Source organism: Neobacillus sp. Fa239, assembly GCF_055395235.1.
In genome coordinates, this window is record NZ_AP041611.1 from 5568944 (window position 1) to 5590000 (window position 21057).

General features: G+C 44.8%; 14 protein-coding genes, 9 tRNA genes and 4 rRNA genes (1 of these 27 running past the window's edge). All 27 read left to right on the forward strand.

Going from position 1 to position 21057, the window contains the following annotated elements; genetic code table 11:
- The first annotated feature begins 55 nt into the window (after window positions 1-55).
- Complete coding sequence (locus ACZ5XR_RS27520; RefSeq protein WP_464499593.1) at window positions 56-793, forward strand: vWA domain-containing protein; 738 nt, start codon at window positions 56-58, stop codon at window positions 791-793.
- On the forward strand, window positions 762-1754 hold the full coding sequence (locus tag ACZ5XR_RS27525; RefSeq protein WP_464502458.1) for a protein kinase domain-containing protein: 993 nt from the start codon (window positions 762-764) through the stop codon (window positions 1752-1754). Before ACZ5XR_RS27520 ends, ACZ5XR_RS27525 begins: the two co-directional genes overlap by 32 nt.
- 106 nt (window positions 1755-1860) lie before the next feature.
- Window positions 1861-3246: a tRNA lysidine(34) synthetase TilS gene (gene tilS / locus ACZ5XR_RS27530; RefSeq protein ID WP_464499594.1), complete on the forward strand. Its 1386-nt coding sequence runs from the start codon at window positions 1861-1863 to the stop codon at window positions 3244-3246.
- 25 nt (window positions 3247-3271) lie between these two features.
- Entirely contained in the window at window positions 3272-3817 is a 546-nt protein-coding gene (hpt, locus tag ACZ5XR_RS27535; protein WP_464499595.1) for a hypoxanthine phosphoribosyltransferase, read from the forward strand.
- 129 nt (window positions 3818-3946) lie between these two features.
- Window positions 3947-5899 (forward strand): ATP-dependent zinc metalloprotease FtsH, encoded by a 1953-nt coding sequence (gene ftsH, locus ACZ5XR_RS27540; RefSeq protein ID WP_464499596.1) that lies wholly within the window; start codon window positions 3947-3949, stop codon window positions 5897-5899.
- A gap of 108 nt (window positions 5900-6007) precedes the next feature.
- Complete coding sequence (locus ACZ5XR_RS27545) at window positions 6008-6793, forward strand: type III pantothenate kinase (RefSeq protein WP_464499597.1); 786 nt, start codon at window positions 6008-6010, stop codon at window positions 6791-6793.
- Between the two features lie 14 nt (window positions 6794-6807).
- The gene (gene hslO, locus ACZ5XR_RS27550) at window positions 6808-7680 is read left to right on the forward strand and encodes an Hsp33 family molecular chaperone HslO (protein ID WP_464499598.1); all 873 of its coding nucleotides are present in this window, start codon (window positions 6808-6810) and stop codon (window positions 7678-7680) included.
- A 186-nt stretch (window positions 7681-7866) separates the two neighbouring features.
- Entirely contained in the window at window positions 7867-8790 is a 924-nt protein-coding gene (cysK, locus tag ACZ5XR_RS27555; protein WP_464499599.1) for a cysteine synthase A, read from the forward strand.
- A gap of 107 nt (window positions 8791-8897) precedes the next feature.
- Entirely contained in the window at window positions 8898-9734 is an 837-nt protein-coding gene (folP, locus tag ACZ5XR_RS27560; protein WP_464499600.1) for a dihydropteroate synthase, read from the forward strand.
- Between the two features lies 1 nt (window position 9735).
- Window positions 9736-10095 (forward strand): dihydroneopterin aldolase, encoded by a 360-nt coding sequence (folB, locus tag ACZ5XR_RS27565; protein ID WP_464499601.1) that lies wholly within the window; start codon window positions 9736-9738, stop codon window positions 10093-10095.
- 2 nt (window positions 10096-10097) lie between these two features.
- Window positions 10098-10625 (forward strand): 2-amino-4-hydroxy-6-hydroxymethyldihydropteridine diphosphokinase, encoded by a 528-nt coding sequence (folK, locus tag ACZ5XR_RS27570; protein ID WP_464499602.1) that lies wholly within the window; start codon window positions 10098-10100, stop codon window positions 10623-10625.
- On the forward strand, window positions 10577-10786 hold the full coding sequence (locus tag ACZ5XR_RS27575) for a helix-turn-helix domain-containing protein (protein ID WP_464499603.1): 210 nt from the start codon (window positions 10577-10579) through the stop codon (window positions 10784-10786). The genes folK and ACZ5XR_RS27575 overlap by 49 nt, the downstream gene beginning before the upstream one ends.
- Before the next feature lie 22 nt (window positions 10787-10808).
- Window positions 10809-11810 (forward strand): tRNA dihydrouridine synthase DusB, encoded by a 1002-nt coding sequence (dusB, locus tag ACZ5XR_RS27580; RefSeq protein WP_464499604.1) that lies wholly within the window; start codon window positions 10809-10811, stop codon window positions 11808-11810.
- A gap of 167 nt (window positions 11811-11977) precedes the next feature.
- Window positions 11978-13462, forward strand: coding sequence for a lysine--tRNA ligase (gene lysS / locus ACZ5XR_RS27585; RefSeq protein ID WP_464499605.1), 1485 nt, complete (start codon window positions 11978-11980; stop codon window positions 13460-13462).
- A 354-nt stretch (window positions 13463-13816) separates the two neighbouring features.
- Window positions 13817-15366 (forward strand): 16S ribosomal RNA (locus ACZ5XR_RS27590).
- A 197-nt stretch (window positions 15367-15563) separates the two neighbouring features.
- Window positions 15564-18500, forward strand: a 23S ribosomal RNA gene (locus ACZ5XR_RS27595).
- A gap of 77 nt (window positions 18501-18577) precedes the next feature.
- Window positions 18578-18694 (forward strand): 5S ribosomal RNA (gene rrf / locus ACZ5XR_RS27600).
- Between the two features lie 9 nt (window positions 18695-18703).
- A tRNA-Val gene (locus tag ACZ5XR_RS27605) sits at window positions 18704-18779 on the forward strand.
- Between the two features lie 38 nt (window positions 18780-18817).
- A tRNA-Thr gene (locus ACZ5XR_RS27610) sits at window positions 18818-18893 on the forward strand.
- 99 nt (window positions 18894-18992) lie between these two features.
- Window positions 18993-19068 (forward strand) — tRNA-Lys (locus ACZ5XR_RS27615).
- Between the two features lie 13 nt (window positions 19069-19081).
- Window positions 19082-19166 (forward strand) — tRNA-Leu (locus tag ACZ5XR_RS27620).
- Window positions 19167-19180: 14 nt separating this feature from the next.
- Window positions 19181-19255: transfer RNA gene (locus ACZ5XR_RS27625), tRNA-Gly, on the forward strand.
- Window positions 19256-19260: 5 nt separating this feature from the next.
- Window positions 19261-19349, forward strand: a tRNA-Leu gene (locus tag ACZ5XR_RS27630).
- A gap of 35 nt (window positions 19350-19384) precedes the next feature.
- Window positions 19385-19461 (forward strand) — tRNA-Arg (locus ACZ5XR_RS27635).
- 9 nt (window positions 19462-19470) lie between these two features.
- Window positions 19471-19547: transfer RNA gene (locus ACZ5XR_RS27640), tRNA-Pro, on the forward strand.
- Between the two features lie 18 nt (window positions 19548-19565).
- Window positions 19566-19641: transfer RNA gene (locus tag ACZ5XR_RS27645), tRNA-Ala, on the forward strand.
- Window positions 19642-19818: 177 nt separating this feature from the next.
- A 16S ribosomal RNA gene (locus ACZ5XR_RS27650) occupies window positions 19819-21057 on the forward strand; it runs 311 nt beyond the window's last position.
- Together the 16S, 23S and 5S rRNA genes with 9 tRNA genes alongside form the textbook arrangement of a ribosomal RNA operon.

The window sequence follows — 21057 nt, forward strand, 5'->3', positions numbered from 1 at the left end:
TCCCTTCCTTCCAGTCGAAAATGGTAACAATTCGAGATGTGGAGGGAGAATGTGAATGTATACTGGGAAAATTCGACAAATTCTGCTAATAACGGATGGATGTTCGAATCAAGGTGAAGATCCAATTGCCATGGCTGCTCTTGCGCGAGAACAGGGAATAACGGTTAATGTTATAGGAGTAATGGAGCATGATGTAATTGATGAAAAGGGAATGACTGAAATTGATGGGATTGCCATGTCAGGCGGGGGCGTCAGTCAAGTGGTATATGCCGAGCGTCTCGCTCAAACAGTACAAATGGTTACTAGAAAGGCAATGAACCAAACCCTTCATGGTGTCATCAATCGGGAGCTGAAACAAATTTTGGGACAATCACAGACCATAGAAGACCTTCCACCTGAAAAGAGGGGCGAAGTAATGGAGGTGGTTGAGGAACTAGGAGAAACTGTCGAATTAGAAGTGTTGATTCTTGTCGACACAAGTGCAAGTATGAAGCATAAGCTTCCAACGGTTAAGGAAGCCATTCTAGACCTTTCTCTAAGCTTAAATGCCCGAACAGGCGATAACTATTTTTCAGTTTACGTATTTCCCGGGAAAAAGAATGATGTCGAAAAATTGTTGGATTGGACTCCAAAACTACAATCTTTGACAAGTATTTTTTCTCAGCTTTCAACGGGGGGAATTACACCAACCGGCCCGGCGTTACGTACGGCATTAGCCGCTTTTGATCAAAAACAATCATTAAGGAGCCTGCTTTCTCGTGATGATGAATCCTACTTTGAAGAATCAATGTAAGGTAAGCCCTGGTACAGTCATTATCGGCAAGTGGCATTCTAATCAGTATACAATTGTGAAGGAACTAGGATTTGGAGCAAACGGGGTCGTCTACCTGGCGCATCATAACAATACCCAAGTGGCATTGAAGATGAGCGATAATGGAATGTCCATTACCTCGGAGGTAAATGTTTTAAAATCTTTTGCAAAGGTCCAAGGGTCCGCCCTAGGGCCTTCTTTGCTTGATGTTGACGATTGGAAAACGAATCAGCGGCAAATTTCCTTTTATGTTATGGAATATTTAAAAGGTCCGGACCTTTTATCCTATATCGGCCAAAAAGGAAAATCATGGACGGTTGTTTTAATGCTGCAGCTGCTAAGTGATTTAGATAAGCTGCATCAAAACGGCTGGGTTTTCGGCGATTTAAAACCTGAGAATCTTATCATAACAGGACCTCCTCCAAGAATTCGCTGCATTGATGTCGGCGGCACGACCATAAAGGGCAGGGCCATAAAGGAATTTACAGAATTTTATGACCGGGGCTATTGGGGATTAGGCTCAAGGGTAGCAGAACCCACTTACGACTTATTTGCCCTCACGATGATCATCATTAATACGGCTTATCCGAACCGCTTTAATAAAACAACGGGAGGAATCAGCCAATTAAAGGAGGCTGTTCGCCAAAGACAAGAGTTAATGCCATTAGAAAAAGTAATCATAAAAGGACTGCAGGGAGCTTACAGAAGTGCTCATCATATGAGAGAGGATTTATTGGCTTTATTGATAGAAAAAAACAATTCAAACGTGCAGGCTCCAGTAAATCATTCTTCTCCTATAAAGCAAAGTGTTGGTTCAACAAAAACACGGCTGCAATATCGGAAGAAAAAGAAAAAAAAGCGTTGGCTCGAAACATTGGTCATTGCTGCCGTCCTCAGTCTTTTTTATGCGATATTTATTTTAAAATTTTTGAAACTATTTTAAATCTGTTTCGTAATAAATGTTATTCAAACGGAGGCTTTGTTTTTGATAGTTCATTGAATGTAGTGGTAAGCTATTGTTATTCAAATTTAAATAAGGAAGAGTTAACATGGTGGAATCAAAGGTAGAGGCCCTTCTAAAACGCCATTCCTTTACATTGGAAAATAAATCAATTGTTGTGGGTGTTTCAGGCGGCCCAGATTCCCTTGCGCTGCTTCATTATTTATGGGGGAAAAGGGAGAAAGAAACGCTTTCCATTGCGGTGGCCCATGTAGATCATATGTTTCGTGGCCAGGAATCACTGGATGATGCTTTATATGTAAAGCAATTTTGCGAAAGATACGAAATTCCCTTTGAAATGGCACGCATCAATGTACCTGAAATAATGGAACAGACGGGGAAGAGTTCACAAGTTGCGGCAAGAGAAGCAAGGTATGAGTTTTTCTTGGTGGTAATGGAAAAGTATGGGTTTTCTTATTTGGCGCTTGGTCACCACGGTGATGATCAAGTTGAAACGATGCTGATGCGCTTTACGAGAGGCAGCACTGGAAAAGCACGAGCTGGCATTCCGTTTATTCGACCATTTCATAATGGGTTTATTTTCCGGCCGTTTTTAAGTATAACAAAGGAAGAGATTGAACACTACTGCGCGCTGCATCATCTCCATCCAAGATATGACCCGAGTAACAAAAAAGACATTTATAGCAGGAATCGATTTCGAAAAGAAGTCCTGCCCTTTTTAAAGGCTGAGAATTCCCATGTTCATGAGCATTTTCAACGATTTAGTGAAGAAATGCAAAGTGATGAAGATTTTCTGGAGGAATTAACTGTCCAAGAATTGAATACAGTAATGAGAAAAAGAGAAGAAAGCAAAATTGCCATTGATATTAACTGCTTTCTTGATATGCCTTTACCTTTACAAAGGAGAGGTATTCAACTAATATTAAACTATCTTTACAAAAAAAGGCCGTCGTCTCTTTCAGCAATACATATTGATCAAATTTTTACCATTATTCATCATCGGCAGCCTTCAGGAAAACTGGATTTACCTGATGGTTTAAAAATTATTCGTTCCTACCATCATTTGTCTTTTCAATTTGAAGAAGTGGACAGTTTCAGCTATTGCTTTGAAATCCATGAGCCAGAAATCCTCCATTTACCGAATGGCGGAGTCATTCAATTGGATGTACTTGATAAGGAACCGGCCGATACCAATGATTGTTCGATTTGGTTTAGTCGTGAAAGGGTTACCTTCCCTCTCACTGTCAGAACAAGAAAAAAGGGTGACCGGATGTCCCTTAAGGGGATGGCGGGAACAAAAAAATTAAAGGATATCTTTATTGATCATAAAGTTCCGATTCATGAAAGGGACGGGTGGCCGGTAATAACAGACGGAGATGGTACGATTATCTGGCTTCCAGGTTTAAAAAAATCAGCCTTGGCTGGGATTGATTACTCCGCAAACCAATATATACTACTCACATATTCAAAGTAATGATCTTCTAGGGGGCACAATACAAATGAAACAGGATATTGAAAAGGTGTTAATTTCTGAGGAAGAGCTTCAAGAAAAGACGAAAGAGCTGGCAGCGCAATTAACGGAAGAGTATAAGGACCGTTTCCCGCTGGCAATTGGTGTCTTAAAAGGCGCTATGCTATTCATGGGTGATTTATTGAAGAAAATGGATTGCTATTTGGAAATGGACTTTATGGATGTATCCAGCTATGGAAACTCCACTGTTTCATCAGGGGAAGTGAAAATTCTAAAGGATTTGGATACTTCTGTTGAAGGAAGAGATATTTTAATTATCGAGGATATTATCGACAGTGGTTTGACTCTCAGCTATTTGGTTGATTTATTCCGATACCGGAAAGCTAAATCAATCAAAATTGTTACACTGCTTGATAAACCAACCGGAAGAAAGAGCCTGGTAAAAGCGGATTATGTCGGCTTTATCGTTCCAGATGAGTTTGTAGTGGGCTATGGGTTGGATTACGCCGAAAAATACCGAAACCTTCCATATATTGGTGTTTTAAAACCTGAAGTATATAGAGACAGTCTTTAAGCAATACCTATATAGACGGAGTAATTCCTAATCGTTTGAACAACTGCTATAAGTGCAATTTCTTGAATTGGCATGATTTTCTATGATACTATTTAATATAGTTTGTTTATCCGTGGGAGGAGGTAAGAGATGAATCGGATTTTCCGTAATACCATCTTTTATTTATTGATATTTTTAGTCATAATCGGTGTTGTCAGCTTCTTTAACGGAAGCAATCAGACCACCAATAATATCACGTACGATCAGTTTGTTACCCATTTAGAAAAGGGTGATGTAAAGTCGTTTTCGATGCAGCCCGAACGAGGTGTTTATGAAGTTCGTGGTCAATTTCAGAGCTCTGTAAAAAAAGGCGAAAACTTCCTTACCTATATTCCGAACAGCCAGAAAATTCTAGATCGAATTGATAGTGCGAAATCAACAGTCGATGTCTTGCCGGCTAAGGAAACAAGCGGCTGGGTAACCTTTTTTACATCGATTATTCCTTTTGTGATTATCTTTATTTTATTCTTCTTTTTATTAAACCAAGCTCAAGGCGGCGGCAGCCGTGTCATGAACTTTGGTAAAAGTAAAGCCAGACTCTATAATGATGACAAGAAAAAGGTTCGTTTTAGAGATGTAGCTGGTGCAGATGAAGAAAAACAAGAATTAGTTGAAGTAGTCGAGTTTTTAAAAGACCCACGGAAGTTTGCTGAGCTGGGTGCCCGTATTCCAAAAGGAGTATTGCTTGTTGGACCTCCTGGTACCGGTAAAACCTTGCTTGCACGTGCTGTAGCAGGAGAAGCTGGCGTACCGTTTTTCTCAATCAGCGGTTCTGACTTTGTGGAAATGTTTGTTGGGGTCGGAGCATCCCGTGTCCGTGATTTATTTGAAAATGCAAAGAAAAATGCTCCATGTATCATTTTTATTGACGAGATTGATGCAGTTGGACGCCAGCGTGGTGCCGGACTTGGCGGTGGACACGATGAGCGTGAACAAACGTTAAACCAATTGCTTGTAGAAATGGATGGATTCGGTGCAAATGAAGGAATTATCATCATTGCGGCTACCAACCGTCCTGATATTCTTGACCCAGCGTTATTACGTCCAGGTCGTTTTGACCGTCAAATCACGGTTGACCGCCCGGATGTTAACGGACGTGAAGCTGTTCTTCGTGTCCATGCCCGCAACAAACCGTTAGATGAATCAGTCAATTTAAAAAATATTGCGATGCGCACACCTGGTTTCTCTGGGGCTGACTTAGAAAACTTATTAAACGAGGCAGCACTGGTGGCGGCCCGCCAAAATAAGAAAAAAGTTGACATGGAAGATATTGATGAAGCAACAGACCGTGTAATTGCCGGACCGGCGAAAAAGAGCCGGGTTATTTCGGAGAAAGAGCGGAAAATTGTTGCCTTCCATGAAGGCGGCCATACCGTTATTGGAATAGTCCTCGATGAAGCAGAAATGGTTCACAAAGTAACTATTGTTCCTCGCGGTCAGGCAGGCGGATATGCGGTTATGCTTCCGAAAGAGGATCGCTACTTCCTCACAAAAGAGGAATTACTTGATAAAATTGTCGGTTTACTTGGCGGACGTGTGGCGGAGGAAATCGTATTTGGTGAAGTAAGTACAGGTGCGAGCAACGACTTCCAGCGTGCAACAGGAATTGCAAGAAGAATGGTGACGGAATTCGGAATGAGCGATAAGCTTGGTCCACTGCAGTTTGGCCAAGGCCAAGGCGGACAGGTGTTCTTGGGACGTGACATTCATAATGAACAAAATTATTCCGATGCCATTGCCTTTGAAATTGATTTGGAAATTCAAAGGATCATCAAAGAGTCCTATGAAAGAGCGAAGAAGATCCTAACAGAAAATCGTGATAAATTAGATCTAATCGCCAAAACACTTTTACAGGTTGAAACTCTTAATGCTGAACAGATTAAGTATTTAGTGGATAATGGCCATTTACCTGAAGATCCTGCTGAATTAGCAAAGGTAGATGTGAAAAAAGTGGATGATGTTAAAGTAAACATTAACAAGAAAAAGGAAGCGGACGGGAAAGATGATTCCTCCTTTTTAGACCTTCCTCCTGAGAATGTATAAATAATCTAATAAAAGGGCGCTTCGCTGAAGCGCTCTTTTTTTCACTCGAAAAATAATTATGGTATGATGTTGGCAGTATGACGAAAAAACGAAAAGTGAGTGATGGATTTGATTTTTGTATTTGATGTTGGAAATACAAATATTGTACTAGGTGTATATCAAGGGGAGGTATTAAAGTACCATTGGCGTATTGAAACGTCCAGGAATCGAACAGAGGATGAATTCGGAATGGTCATCAAATCCTTGTTTGATTCTTCAGGTCTGTCCTTCTCGGATATTGATGGTATTATCATCTCTTCTGTGGTGCCGCCGATTATGTTTGCTTTGGAAAGAATGTGTCAGAAGTATTTCCATCTAAAGCCGCTGGTTGTTGGTCCTGGAATTAAAACAGGTCTCAATATTAAATATGAAAATCCTAGGGAAGTCGGAGCGGACCGAATTGTTAATGCTGTTGCTGCCATCCATGAATATGGAAGCCCGCTGATCATTGTCGACTTTGGTACAGCAACTACTTATTGTTATGTTAATGAACAACGTCAATATATGGGCGGTGCGATTGCTCCCGGCATTAATATCTCAACAGAGGCCCTATATTCAAAGGCAGCCAAGCTTCCAAGAATTGAAATTGCCCGACCTGAAGGGGTAATTGGAAAAAATACCATCGCTGCGATGCAGTCTGGAATTGTTTACGGCTATGTGGGACAGGTAGAGGGTATTGTCAATCGAATGATGGATCAAAGTGAGCAGAAACCAACCGTCATTGCAACCGGAGGGCTTTCCCGCTTAATTGCCGAGGAATCCAAGCTCATTGATATAGTGGATCCCTATTTAACACTTAAGGGACTTCAGCTTATCTATAAACGAAACATGGACACCATAAGAACGAACAGCTAGAAAGGAGTTTGACAATGAATGATTACCTAGTAAAGGCTCTTGCCTTTAATGGACAAATCCGCGCTTATGCAGTAAGAACAACGGAAACTGTTTCAGAAGCACAGCGCCGTCATCAAACATGGCGCACGGCTTCTGCCGCTCTTGGCCGCTCGCTAACAGCAGGCGTCATGATGGGAGCAATGCTCAAAGGGGAAGAAAAATTAACGATCAAAATAGTCGGAGATGGCCCGCTTGGTCCTATTCTTGTCGATAGTAACGCTAAAGGGGAGGTCCGCGGCTATGTAACCAACCCACACGTTGATTTTGAAGCGAATGAGCACGGCAAACTGGATGTACGTCGGGCAGTGGGAACCACTGGAGCATTAACCGTCGTCAAGGATATTGGACTCCGTGACTTTTTCTCTGGTTCGGTTCCGCTTGTTTCCGGAGAACTGGGAGAAGATTTCACGTATTATTTTGCCACATCAGAGCAAGTGCCTTCCTCCGTTGGCGTAGGGGTGTTGGTCAATCCGGATGATACGATTCTGGCAGCAGGCGGCTTTATCTTTCAATTAATGCCTGGTACAGAAGAATCTACCATTTCGAAGGTAGAGGAGCGGCTTAAAACGATTCCGCCAATCTCAAAGTTGGTTGAAAAGGGTTTAACCCCTGAAGAAATATTATTTGAACTTTTCGGAAAAGAACAAGTAAAGATCCTTGAAACGATGGCCGTTAAATTTCAATGTACCTGTTCAAAGGAACGATTTGCTGATGCAATAAAAGGATTAGGAGCCTCCGAAATTACCGCTATGATTGAAGAGGATGGCCAGGCGGAAGCCCATTGCCACTTCTGTAATTCAAAATATCTTTTTACAAAAGAAGAATTGGAAGAATTAAAAAAGTCATAAAAGAAATGGCTGCAAAATATGATTTAAGAGTAAAATTAAAGAGGGTGGGTCATCCTCTTTTTTAAATGGAAAAATTTATTTTTGCAAAATTCGGCAAATAAAACGATTGACAAAACCATAGGTAAATTGGTACATTTTATATAAATCCAATAAAAATACTCGGAATACATGAAAGAGGTGGCCATAATGGTACGTGTTGCAAATTCAATTGCCGAATTAATCGGTCAAACACCTATTGTGAAATTAAACAGATTAGTAGATGAAAACAGTGCAGAGGTTTATTTGAAATTAGAATATTTCAACCCGGGAAGCAGTGTCAAGGACCGTATTGGTTTAGCAATGATTGAAGCTGCTGAAGAAAAGGGACTAATCAAGCCGGGAGTCGATACCATTATTGAGCCAACCAGCGGAAATACCGGAATCGGACTTGCGATGGTTGCGGCTGCAAAAGGCTATCATGCGATTTTTGTTATGCCTGAAACGATGAGCTTAGAAAGAAGAAACCTGCTTCGTGCCTACGGTGCAGAATTAGTATTAACGCCTGGTCCTGAAGGAATGAAAGGAGCCATTGCAAGGGCAGAAGCGCTTGCCACAGAGCATGGCTACTTTATGCCCCAGCAGTTTAAAAATCAAGCAAACCCGGAAGTACACAGAAGAACGACAGGGCCGGAAATTGTATCGCAAATGGAGCAATTAGATGGTTTTGTTTCCGGAATTGGAACAGGCGGCACCATTTCAGGGGCTGGAAGTGTACTTCGTGAACATTATCCGAACATCAAAATTTTCGCAGTAGAACCAAAAGATTCAGCTGTTTTATCCGGTGGGAAACCAGGACCTCATAAGCTTCAAGGACTTGGTGCTGGATTTATTCCGGACACATTAAACACAGCTATTTATGATGATGTTATTCAAATTACAACGGAAGAGGCATTTGAATATTCCCGCCGTGCGGCCAAGGAAGAGGGAATTCTTGGCGGGATCTCATCTGGTGCGGCCATCGCTGCGGCCGTAAAGGCAGCAAAGGAATTAGGTAAAGGTAAGAAGGTACTTGCCATCATCCCGGATAACGGTGAACGTTATTTAAGTACACCTCTTTATCAGTTAGATTAATAATTTACGGAAAATAAGGGGATGGTTCCTAGCCATCTCCTTATTTTTTTGCAATGAAATTGAAAAGTCGTGTATGATGAAATGAGAAAAATAGGGAGGGTCAAGGAATGAACAGGAGATCCGTGCAGCAAATTCATTGTGGAGAATACATATTAGATTTGAACAAAAAAACAATGATTATGGGAGTTTTAAATGTTACACCAGATTCATTCTCTGATGGCGGAAGATTTAATAATCTAGATAAAGCAATTCAGCATGCTAGTGAAATGGTTGCAAATGGCGCTGATATTATTGATATTGGCGGTGAATCAACTCGCCCGGGTTTTGAAGCCATTTCTGCAGAGGAAGAGATTGAAAGAGTGGTACCGATCATTACGGCCGTTTCAAAGCATGTCTCTGTGCCAATATCAATTGATACATATAAGGCGGAAGTAGCAAAGCAAGCTATTGAAGCGGGGGCATCTATCATCAATGATATTTGGGGGGCGAAGGCCGATGATAAAATGGCCCAAGTTGCAGCAAAATACAATGTACCAATTATTCTGCAGCATAACCGTCATGACCAGGATTATCAGAATTTTATTCGGGATGTAATGAATGATCTGTTCGAAAGTGTTGCCATTGTTAAAAAGGCAGGCGTGCGTGATGAGAATATTATCCTTGATCCCGGGATTGGTTTTGCAAAGGATTACGAAGAAAATATCCTTATGATGAGAGAGCTGGATACACTCACAGCCATTGGATATCCGGTTCTATTGGGTACGTCCAGAAAAAAAATGATTGGACAAGTCCTGGACCTCCCTGTTCATGAGAGAATGGAAGGGACAGGGGCAACCGTTTGTTATGGTATTCAAAAAGGGTGCCACATCGTTCGGGTACATGATGTTAAGGAAATAAGCCGGATGGCCAAAATGATGGATGCTTTGATCGGAAAAGGTGAATAGCATGGATAAAATTTATATAAACAAGATGGAATTTTACGGCTATCACGGCGTTTTTGCAGAGGAAAATCGACTTGGGCAGCGGTTTATCGTAGATTTAACAGTTTCCTTGGACCTAAAAAAAGCCGGAGAAACCGATCAGTTGGAGGACTCCGTTAATTACGGCGAGCTTTTTCAGGTTTGTCAAACGATTGTAGAAGGTAAACCATTTAAGCTGGTCGAAGCTGTTGCAGAAACTATAGCGAGTGCCGTGTTAAAGGAATTTCCTTTAATTGTGGATGTCACGGTAAAATTGATTAAACCGGACCCGCCGATTCCTGGGCATTACCAGTCTGTAGCAGTAGAAATTACAAGGAGAAGATAATCGTGGAAAATACAGCATTTATTGCCCTTGGATCTAATCTGGGCAACCGTTATGATAATTTAATGGATGCACTACAGCTTTTGACCCGTTACTCGGAAATTCACTTGGTAAATTCTTCATCCGTCTATGAAACAGATCCTGTCGGATATGAAGATCAAGATCAATTTTTAAATATGGTAGTGGAGTTACAGACTGATTGGAGCCCATTCGAACTTTTAGAAGTTTGTTTAAAAATTGAACTTGAACTTGGTAGAAAAAGGGAGATAAAGTGGGGGCCAAGAACAATAGACCTTGACATTCTTCTCTATAACCAAGAAAATATTGAAACGGAGAAGCTGATTGTTCCTCATCCCCGGATGCATGAACGGGCATTTGTTGTCGTGCCGCTTTTGGAGATCCAGCCTGACGTGGCCATTCCTGGGATGGAAAAACCACTTCATACATCATTAGATGAATTACCTGATAAAGAAGGAGTCCGAATATGGAAGCGGAAAAATGGGGAAGACGTATTCGAGCCTATCGGAAGCTAAAAGGGTACACACAGGAGAGCTTTTCGAAGGAACTTGGTGTTTCAGTATCAATATTAGGAGAGATTGAACGGGGGAATCGTCTGCCAGCAGGAGATTTACTCAAGAAAATAAGTCGAACCTTAAATATAAGTATAGATGAATTAGCACCCGCTAAGGATTAGGTAGAATAGGAGGTAATAGGATTTGTTGAAAATTGGCGATATCGAAATGAAGAATCCAGTCGTTTTAGCACCGATGGCCGGTGTTTGTAATTCTGCATTCCGATTAACAGTTAAAGAGTTCGGTGCGGGTCTTGTTTGTGCGGAAATGGTCAGCGATAAAGGAATCATTTTTAAGAATGAAAAAACATTAAACATGCTTTATATAGATGAACGCGAAAAGCCGCTAAGTCTGCAGATTTTTGGCGGGGAAAAGAATTCTTTAGTTGAGGCGGCTGTATTTGTAGATAAAAACACCAATGCAGATATCATCGATATTAATATGGGCTGCCCGGTACCTAAAATAACAAAATGTGATGCCGGTGCGAAATGGCTGCTTGACCCTGATAAAATTTATGAAATGGTTGCAGCCGTTGTGGATGCCGTCGAAAAACCGGTTACCGTAAAAATGCGGATAGGCTGGGATGACGAGCATATTTATGCGGTCAAGAACGCACAGGCAGTGGAACGTGCCGGCGGGAAAGCTGTTTCCCTGCATGGCCGTACACGCGTTCAAATGTACGAAGGAAAAGCCAATTGGGACATTATTCGGGAAGTGAAACAATCGATTAATATTCCGCTCATTGGTAACGGGGATGTTGTGACGCCCCAGGATGCAAAGAGAATGATGGAAGAAACCGGCTGTGATGGAGTCATGATCGGCAGAGCGGCTCTTGGCGATCCATGGATGATTTACCGCACCGTTCAGTATCTCGAAACGGGAAAATTGCTGAGCGAACCGTCTGCCCGCGAGAAAATAGATGTATGTATTCTTCATTTAGACCGATTAATCGCATTGAAAAATGAAAATATTGCTGTCCGTGAAATGCGTAAGCATGCCGCTTGGTATTTAAAAGGGGTACGCGGAAACGGAAAGGTGCGAAACTCTATAAATGAGTGTAATACACGTGATCAATTAGTAAGTTTATTAAACAACTTGGTATTAGATGTTGAAGCAACGGAAGAAATTCAGATGATTGTAGGATAAATTTAACTTTCAACGCAGCTGCCAGGGTCCTTACTGGCAGTTTTTATTTTATTTTTGAATTTTTTTAATGTCTGAAATCCTAAGATTGTGTAAAATAATAAAGTATGTGCAAAAAGGGGATATCCCGACCGGTTTACATAAAAGTTAATAAATTGGAGTTGATATACATGAGTCAAGAAGAATTAAATGACCAGCTGAGAGTCAGACGCGAAAAAATGAGTACTATGCGTGAAAATGGTCTGGATCCTTTTGGCAAGCGTTTTGACCGAACGCACAACGCAAATGGATTAATCGAACAATACGAGGGTTTAGAAAAAGAAGCCCTTGAAGCGGAAAATGTATCTGTTACGATTGCCGGCAGAATCATGACAAAGCGCGGTAAAGGAAAAGCAGGTTTTGCCCATATTCAAGATTTATCTGGTCAAATTCAAATTTATGTTAGACAGGACGCCATTGGCGAAGAAAAATATGAAATCTTTAATTCTGCTGATTTAGGCGACATTATCGGCGTTACAGGAACACTCTTTAAAACAAAAGTCGGAGAGTTATCTATTAAAGTTCAAGAGTTTGAGTTTTTAACGAAGGCACTCAGACCGCTGCCGGATAAATTCCACGGACTAAAAGACGTTGAACAGCGCTACCGTCAACGATATTTAGACTTAATCATGAGTGAAGAAAGCAAAAAAACCTTTATCACCCGCAGCCGGATTATTCAATCGATGCGCCGTTACTTGGATGATCATGGATACTTAGAGGTAGAAACACCAATGATGCATGCCATTGCTGGCGGAGCCTCTGCCCGTCCATTTATCACTCATCATAATGCCCTTGATATGCCATTATATATGCGAATCGCCATCGAACTTCACTTAAAAAGGCTGATTGTCGGTGGTCTTGAAAAAGTATATGAAATCGGCCGGGTTTTCCGTAATGAAGGTGTGTCTACACGTCATAATCCGGAATTTACTATGATTGAACTTTACGAAGCTTATGCCGACTATCGTGATATCATGAGCTTGACTGAGAATGTAATTGCACATATCGCTCAAGAAGTTTTAGGAACGACTACTGTCCAATATGGAGAATATGAAGTAGACCTTAAACCTGAATGGAAAAGGCTTCATATGGTGGATGCGATAAAAGAATATACCGGTGTAGATTTCTGGAAACAGATGAGCGTTGAAGAAGCGCGCACGCATGCAAAAGAACATGGTGTGGAAATTACGGAGCATATGCTCTATGGTCATATCGTAAACGAATTCTTTGAACAAAAAGTAGAAGAAAAATTGATTCAGCCTACCTTTATTTATGGGCATCCGGTTGAAATATCACCTTTGGCGAAGAAAAATGATGAGGACCCTAGATTTACAGACCGATTTGAGTTGTTCATTGTTGCACGTGAGCACGCAAACGCCTTTACGGAGTTAAATGATCCAATTGATCAGCGGGAGCGTTTCGAAGCTCAATTAAAGGAAAGAGAGCAAGGGAACGATGAAGCACACTTAATGGATGAAGATTTCGTTGAAGCCCTTGAGTACGGGATGCCTCCAACAGGCGGATTAGGAATTGGCATTGACCGTTTAGTCATGCTATTAACTAACTCTCCATCCATTCGTGATGTCCTATTATTCCCATTAATGCGCCATCGCTAATAATCAAACAAAAAAGGTGTCGGATTCCGACGCCTTTTTTGTTTGAAAATAAACCTGAAAGATTTCGAATATTATTACTTCAAAACATTTGTAAAAAAACATCAAAAAGCTATTGCGCCTTGATAATAAAGGTGGTATATTATTATCTGTTGTTGCAAAACAACGAAGTAAGAAAAAAGAAATAAAAAAAGTTGTTGACTTTCAGTTAATAACTTGGTAAGATTAAAAAGTCGCTTTTGGGCGATAAGAGAAAAATTGATCTTTGAAAACTAAACAAACAAGACGTGTAAACAAACAATAATATTCGTTTCTTTTTGAAACGGAGCCAACGTAACATTTTTGAGCTAATCAACTTTCTTGGAGAGTTTGATCCTGGCTCAGGACGAACGCTGGCGGCGTGCCTAATACATGCAAGTCGAGCGAATCAATGGGAGCTTGCTCCCGTTGGTTAGCGGCGGACGGGTGAGTAACACGTGGGCAACCTGCCTGTAAGACTGGGATAACACCGGGAAACCGGTGCTAATACCGGATAATCCTTTTCCTCTCATGAGGAAAAGCTGAAAGACGGTTTCGGCTGTCACTTACAGATGGGCCCGCGGCGCATTAGCTAGTTGGTGAGGTAACGGCTCACCAAGGCGACGATGCGTAGCCGACCTGAGAGGGTGATCGGCCACACTGGGACTGAGACACGGCCCAGACTCCTACGGGAGGCAGCAGTAGGGAATCTTCCGCAATGGACGAAAGTCTGACGGAGCAACGCCGCGTGAGCGATGAAGGCCTTCGGGTCGTAAAGCTCTGTTGTTAGGGAAGAACAAGTACCGGAGTCACTGCCGGTACCTTGACGGTACCTAACCAGAAAGCCACGGCTAACTACGTGCCAGCAGCCGCGGTAATACGTAGGTGGCAAGCGTTGTCCGGAATTATTGGGCGTAAAGCGCGCGCAGGCGGTCCTTTAAGTCTGATGTGAAAGCCCACGGCTCAACCGTGGAGGGTCATTGGAAACTGGGGGACTTGAGTGCAGAAGAGGAAAGCGGAATTCCACGTGTAGCGGTGAAATGCGTAGAGATGTGGAGGAACACCAGTGGCGAAGGCGGCTTTCTGGTCTGTAACTGACGCTGAGGCGCGAAAGCGTGGGGAGCAAACAGGATTAGATACCCTGGTAGTCCACGCCGTAAACGATGAGTGCTAAGTGTTAGAGGGTTTCCGCCCTTTAGTGCTGCAGCTAACGCATTAAGCACTCCGCCTGGGGAGTACGGCCGCAAGGCTGAAACTCAAAGGAATTGACGGGGGCCCGCACAAGCGGTGGAGCATGTGGTTTAATTCGAAGCAACGCGAAGAACCTTACCAGGTCTTGACATCCTCTGACAACCCTAGAGATAGGGCTTTCCCCTTCGGGGGACAGAGTGACAGGTGGTGCATGGTTGTCGTCAGCTCGTGTCGTGAGATGTTGGGTTAAGTCCCGCAACGAGCGCAACCCTTGATCTTAGTTGCCAGCATTCAGTTGGGCACTCTAAGGTGACTGCCGGTGACAAACCGGAGGAAGGTGGGGATGACGTCAAATCATCATGCCCCTTATGACCTGGGCTACACACGTGCTACAATGGATGGTACAAAGGGCTGCAAAACCGCGAGGTTGAGCCAATCCCATAAAACCATTCTCAGTTCGGATTGTAGGCTGCAACTCGCCTACATGAAGCCGGAATCGCTAGTAATCGCGGATCAGCATGCCGCGGTGAATACGTTCCCGGGCCTTGTACACACCGCCCGTCACACCACGAGAGTTTGTAACACCCGAAGTCGGTGGGGTAACCGTAAGGAGCCAGCCGCCTAAGGTGGGACAGATGATTGGGGTGAAGTCGTAACAAGGTAGCCGTATCGGAAGGTGCGGCTGGATCACCTCCTTTCTAAGGATATAAGCTGGACATAAGAGCCAGACAAGTTTCACGTTCTTTGTTTGTTTAGTTTTGAGAGAGCAATTCTCTCAGAGCTTTTTTTATTCGTTCTTTGAAAACTAGATAATCGTAATGAAGAAGTCAAGTAAAACATCGAGTTAATCGCCATTTTAGTTTTTCTCTCTATTGAATTAGAGTAAAACCTTTTAGGTTAAGTTAGAAAGGGCGCACGGTGAATGCCTTGGCACTAGGAGCCGATGAAGGACGGGACTAACACCGATATGCTTCGGGGAGCTGTAAGTAAGCTTTGATCCGGAGATTTCCGAATGGGGGAACCCACTGTTCGTAATGGAGCAGTATCTTTATCTGAATACATAGGATATTGAAGGCAGACCCGGGGAACTGAAACATCTAAGTACCCGGAGGAAGAGAAAGCAAACGCGATTCCCTGAGTAGCGGCGAGCGAAACGGGAACAGCCCAAACCGAAAGGCTTGCCTTTCGGGGTTGTAGGACACTCAACATGGAGTTACAAAGGAACGGGGTAGATGAAGCGATCTGGAAAGGTCCGTCATAGAAGGTAAAAGCCCTGTAGTTGAAACTTCGTTCCCTCCTGAGTGGATCCTGAGTACGGCCGGACACGTGAAATCCGGTCGGAAGCAGGGAGGACCATCTCCCAAGGCTAAATACTCCCTAGTGACCGATAGTGAACCAGTACCGTGAGGGAAAGGTGAAAAGCACCCCGGAAGGGGAGTGAAATAGTTCCTGAAACCGTGTGCCTACAAGTAGTCAAAGCCCGTTAATGGGTAATGGCGTGCCTTTTGTAGAATGAACCGGCGAGTTACGATCCCATGCAAGGTTAAGTTGAAGAGACGGAGCCGCAGCGAAAGCGAGTCTGAATAGGGCGTTTTGAGTATGTGGTCGTAGACCCGAAACCAGGTGATCTACCCATGTCCAGGGTGAAGTCCAGGTAACACTGGATGGAGGCCCGAACCGACGCACGTTGAAAAGTGCGCGGATGAGGTGTGGGTAGCGGAGAAATTCCAATCGAACTTGGAGATAGCTGGTTCTCTCCGAAATAGCTTTAGGGCTAGCCTCACGTTGTTAGAGTCTTGGAGGTAGAGCACTGTTTGGACTAGGGGCCCTCATCGGGTTACCGAATTCAGACAAACTCCGAATGCCAAAGACTTATCCGTGGGAGTCAGACTGCGAGTGATAAGATCCGTAGTCAAAAGGGAAACAGCCCAGACCACCAGCTAAGGTCCCAAAGTATACGTTAAGTGGAAAAGGATGTGGAGTTGCTTAGACAACCAGGATGTTGGCTTAGAAGCAGCCACCATTTAAAGAGTGCGTAATAGCTCACTGGTCGAGTGACTCTGCGCCGAAAATGTACCGGGGCTAAACGTATCACCGAAGCTGTGGATTGACACCATTAGGTGTCAGTGGTAGGAGAGCGTTCTAAGGGCGTTGAAGCCAGACTGTAAGGACTGGTGGAGCGCTTAGAAGTGAGAATGCCGGTATGAGTAGCGAAAGATGAGTGAGAATCTCATCCACCGAATGCCTAAGGTTTCCTGAGGAAGGCTCGTCCGCTCAGGGTTAGTCGGGACCTAAGCCGAGGCCGAAAGGCGTAGGCGATGGATAACAGGTTGATATTCCTGTACCACCTCTTTATCGTTTGAGCAACGGGGGGACGCAGGAGGATAGGGTAAGCGCACTGCTGGATATGTGCGTGTAAGCAGTTAGGCTGGTGAATAGGAAAATCCGTTCACCGCGAAGGCTGAGCTGTGATGCCGAGGGAAATATAGTACCGAAGTTCCTGATTCCACACTGCCAAGAAAAGCCTCTAGCGAGATAAAAGGTGCCCGTACCGCAAACCGACACAGGTAGGCGAGGAGAGAATCCTAAGGTGAGCGAGAGAACTCTCGTTAAGGAACTCGGCAAAATGACCCCGTAACTTCGGGAGAAGGGGTGCTCATTGAGGTGAATAGCCTCGATGAGCCGCAGTGAATAGGCCCAGGCGACTGTTTAGCAAAAACACAGGTCTCTGCGAAGCCGCAAGGCGAAGTATAGGGGCTGACGCCTGCCCGGTGCTGGAAGGTTAAGAGGAGGGGTTAGCGCAAGCGAAGCTCTGAATCGAAGCCCCAGTAAACGGCGGCCGTAACTATAACGGTCCTAAGGTAGCGAAATTCCTTGTCGGGTAAGTTCCGACCCGCACGAAAGGCGTAACGATCTGGGCACTGTCTCAACGAGAGACTCGGTGAAATTATAGTACCTGTGAAGATGCAGGTTACCCGCGACAGGACGGAAAGACCCCATGGAGCTTTACTGTAGCCTGATATTGAATTTTGGTACAGCTTGTACAGGATAGGTAGGAGCCTGAGAAACCGGAGCGCCAGCTTCGGTGGAGGCGTCGGTGGGATACTACCCTGGCTGTATTGAAATTCTAACCCGCACCCCTCATCGGGGTGGGAGACAGTGTCAGGTGGGCAGTTTGACTGGGGCGGTCGCCTCCTAAAGAGTAACGGAGGCGCCCAAAGGTTCCCTCAGAATGGTTGGAAATCATTCGCAGAGTGTAAAGGCATAAGGGAGCTTGACTGCGAGACCTACAAGTCGAGCAGGGACGAAAGTCGGGCTTAGTGATCCGGTGGTTCCGCATGGAAGGGCCATCGCTCAACGGATAAAAGCTACCCTGGGGATAACAGGCTTATCTCCCCCAAGAGTCCACATCGACGGGGAGGTTTGGCACCTCGATGTCGGCTCATCGCATCCTGGGGCTGTAGTCGGTCCCAAGGGTTGGGCTGTTCGCCCATTAAAGCGGTACGCGAGCTGGGTTCAGAACGTCGTGAGACAGTTCGGTCCCTATCCGTCGTGGGCGCAGGAAATTTGAGAGGAGCTGTCCTTAGTACGAGAGGACCGGGATGGACGCACCGCTGGTGTACCAGTTGTCTTGCCAAAGGCATCGCTGGGTAGCTATGTGCGGACGGGATAAGTGCTGAAAGCATCTAAGCATGAAGCCCCCCTCAAGATGAGATTTCCCATAGCGTCAAGCTAGTAAGATCCCTGAAAGATGATCAGGTTGATAGGTCAGAGGTGGAAGCGTGGCAACATGTGGAGCTGACTGATACTAATCGATCGAGGACTTAACCAATATTAAGATTACCTCGTTTTTACGAAAACTTCTTCTGTATTATCTAGTTTTGAGGGAACGATCTCTCAAGTAAATAGTCTGGCAATAATGGCGAGAAGGTCACACCCGTTCCCATCCCGAACACGGAAGTTAAGCTTCTCAGCGCCGATGGTAGTTGGGGGCTGTCCCCCTGTGAGAGTAGGACGTTGCCAGGCTGTATAAATGGAGGATTAGCTCAGCTGGGAGAGCATCTGCCTTACAAGCAGAGGGTCGGCGGTTCGATCCCGTCATCCTCCACCATGATTTTTTCACGATAGTGAAAATAATCTTCAAATAATGCCGGTTTAGCTCAATTGGTAGAGCAACTGACTTGTAATCAGTAGGTTGGGGGTTCAAGTCCTCTAGCCGGCACCATGCTTCTTTCTTCTTTGAATCACATCTGCGGAAGCATGCGCAAAATCCTGAAGGGATTTTAAGCAAAAAAACGAGTTTGTTTTCTAGAAATACTTTTTTGAGCCATTAGCTCAGTTGGTAGAGCATCTGACTTTTAATCAGAGGGTCGAAGGTTCGAGTCCTTCATGGCTCACCATTTAAATGAATATGCGGGTGTGGCGGAATTGGCAGACGCACCAGACTTAGGATCTGGCGCCGCAAGGCGTGGGGGTTCGACTCCCTTCACCCGCACCATTTAAATCAATTATGCGGAAGTAGTTCAGTGGTAGAACACCACCTTGCCAAGGTGGGGGTCGCGGGTTCGAATCCCGTCTTCCGCTCCATTTTTGCCGGGGTGGCGGAACTGGCAGACGCACAGGACTTAAAATCCTGCGGTAGGTGACTACCGTACCGGTTCGATTCCGGTCCTCGGCACCAGTGTTTTTTCGATAACAAAATCACTTATAAATAATGCGCCCGTAGCTCAATTGGATAGAGCGTCTGACTACGGATCAGAAGGTTATGGGTTCGACTCCTTTCGGGCGCGCCATTATTATTACGGGAAGTAGCTCAGCTTGGTAGAGCACTTGGTTTGGGACCAAGGGGTCGCAGGTTCGAATCCTGTCTTCCCGACCATCTACTTCACTATATATTGGGGTCTTAGCTCAGCTGGGAGAGCGCCTGCTTTGCACGCAGGAGGTCAGGGGTTCGATCCCCCTAGACTCCACCAACTTTTTAAAAAAGTTATTGACTTTAAGTTAATAACTTGATAAGATTAAAAAGTCGCTTTTGAGCGATAAGAGAAAAATTGATCTTTGAAAACTAAACAAACAAGACGTGTAAACAAACAATAATATTCGTTTCTTTTTGAAACGGAGCCAACGTAACATTTTTGAGCTAATCAACTTTCTTGGAGAGTTTGATCCTGGCTCAGGACGAACGCTGGCGGCGTGCCTAATACATGCAAGTCGAGCGAATCAATGGGAGCTTGCTCCCGTTGGTTAGCGGCGGACGGGTGAGTAACACGTGGGCAACCTGCCTGTAAGACTGGGATAACACCGGGAAACCGGTGCTAATACCGGATAATCCTTTTCCTCTCATGAGGAAAAGCTGAAAGACGGTTTCGGCTGTCACTTACAGATGGGCCCGCGGCGCATTAGCTAGTTGGTGAGGTAACGGCTCACCAAGGCGACGATGCGTAGCCGACCTGAGAGGGTGATCGGCCACACTGGGACTGAGACACGGCCCAGACTCCTACGGGAGGCAGCAGTAGGGAATCTTCCGCAATGGACGAAAGTCTGACGGAGCAACGCCGCGTGAGCGATGAAGGCCTTCGGGTCGTAAAGCTCTGTTGTTAGGGAAGAACAAGTACCGGAGTCACTGCCGGTACCTTGACGGTACCTAACCAGAAAGCCACGGCTAACTACGTGCCAGCAGCCGCGGTAATACGTAGGTGGCAAGCGTTGTCCGGAATTATTGGGCGTAAAGCGCGCGCAGGCGGTCCTTTAAGTCTGATGTGAAAGCCCACGGCTCAACCGTGGAGGGTCATTGGAAACTGGGGGACTTGAGTGCAGAAGAGGAAAGCGGAATTCCACGTGTAGCGGTGAAATGCGTAGAGATGTGGAGGAACACCAGTGGCGAAGGCGGCTTTCTGGTCTGTAACTGACGCTGAGGCGCGAAAGCGTGGGGAGCAAACAGGATTAGATACCCTGGTAGTCCACGCCGTAAACGATGAGTGCTAAGTGTTAGAGGGTTTCCGCCCTTTAGTGCTGCAGCTAACGCATTAAGCACTCCGCCTGGGGAGTACGGCCGCAAGGCTGAAACTCAAAGGAATTGACGGGGGCCCGCACAAGCGGTGGAGCATGTGGTTTAATTCGAAGCAACGCGAAGAACCTTACCAGGTCTTGACATCCTCTGACAACCCTAGAGATAGGGCTTTCCCCTTCGGGGGACAGAGTGACAGGTGGTGCATGGTTGTCGTCAGCTCGTGTCGTGAGATGTTGGGTTAAGTCCCGCAACGAGCGCAACCCTTGATCTTAGTTGCCAGCATTCAGTTGGGCACTCTAAGGTGACTGCCGGTGACAAACCGGAGGAAGGTGGGGATGACGTCAAATCATCATGCCCCTTATGACCTGGGCTACACACG

What these genes read in the sequence shown, in the direction of transcription:
- ACZ5XR_RS27520 (WP_464499593.1), top strand. Translation starts at nt 56, where the DNA reads ATGTATACTGGGAAAATTCGACAAATTCTGCTAATAACGGATGGATGT.
- ACZ5XR_RS27525 (WP_464502458.1), top strand. Translation starts at nt 762, where the DNA reads ATGATGAATCCTACTTTGAAGAATCAATGTAAGGTAAGCCCTGGTACA.
- tilS (WP_464499594.1), top strand. Translation starts at nt 1,861, where the DNA reads ATGGTGGAATCAAAGGTAGAGGCCCTTCTAAAACGCCATTCCTTTACA.
- hpt (WP_464499595.1), top strand. Translation starts at nt 3,272, where the DNA reads ATGAAACAGGATATTGAAAAGGTGTTAATTTCTGAGGAAGAGCTTCAA.
- ftsH (WP_464499596.1), top strand. Translation starts at nt 3,947, where the DNA reads ATGAATCGGATTTTCCGTAATACCATCTTTTATTTATTGATATTTTTA.
- hslO (WP_464499598.1), top strand. Translation starts at nt 6,808, where the DNA reads ATGAATGATTACCTAGTAAAGGCTCTTGCCTTTAATGGACAAATCCGC.
- cysK (WP_464499599.1), top strand. Translation starts at nt 7,867, where the DNA reads ATGGTACGTGTTGCAAATTCAATTGCCGAATTAATCGGTCAAACACCT.
- folP (WP_464499600.1), top strand. Translation starts at nt 8,898, where the DNA reads ATGAACAGGAGATCCGTGCAGCAAATTCATTGTGGAGAATACATATTA.
- folB (WP_464499601.1), top strand. Translation starts at nt 9,736, where the DNA reads ATGGATAAAATTTATATAAACAAGATGGAATTTTACGGCTATCACGGC.
- ACZ5XR_RS27575 (WP_464499603.1), top strand. Translation starts at nt 10,577, where the DNA reads ATGGAAGCGGAAAAATGGGGAAGACGTATTCGAGCCTATCGGAAGCTA.
- lysS (WP_464499605.1), top strand. Translation starts at nt 11,978, where the DNA reads ATGAGTCAAGAAGAATTAAATGACCAGCTGAGAGTCAGACGCGAAAAA.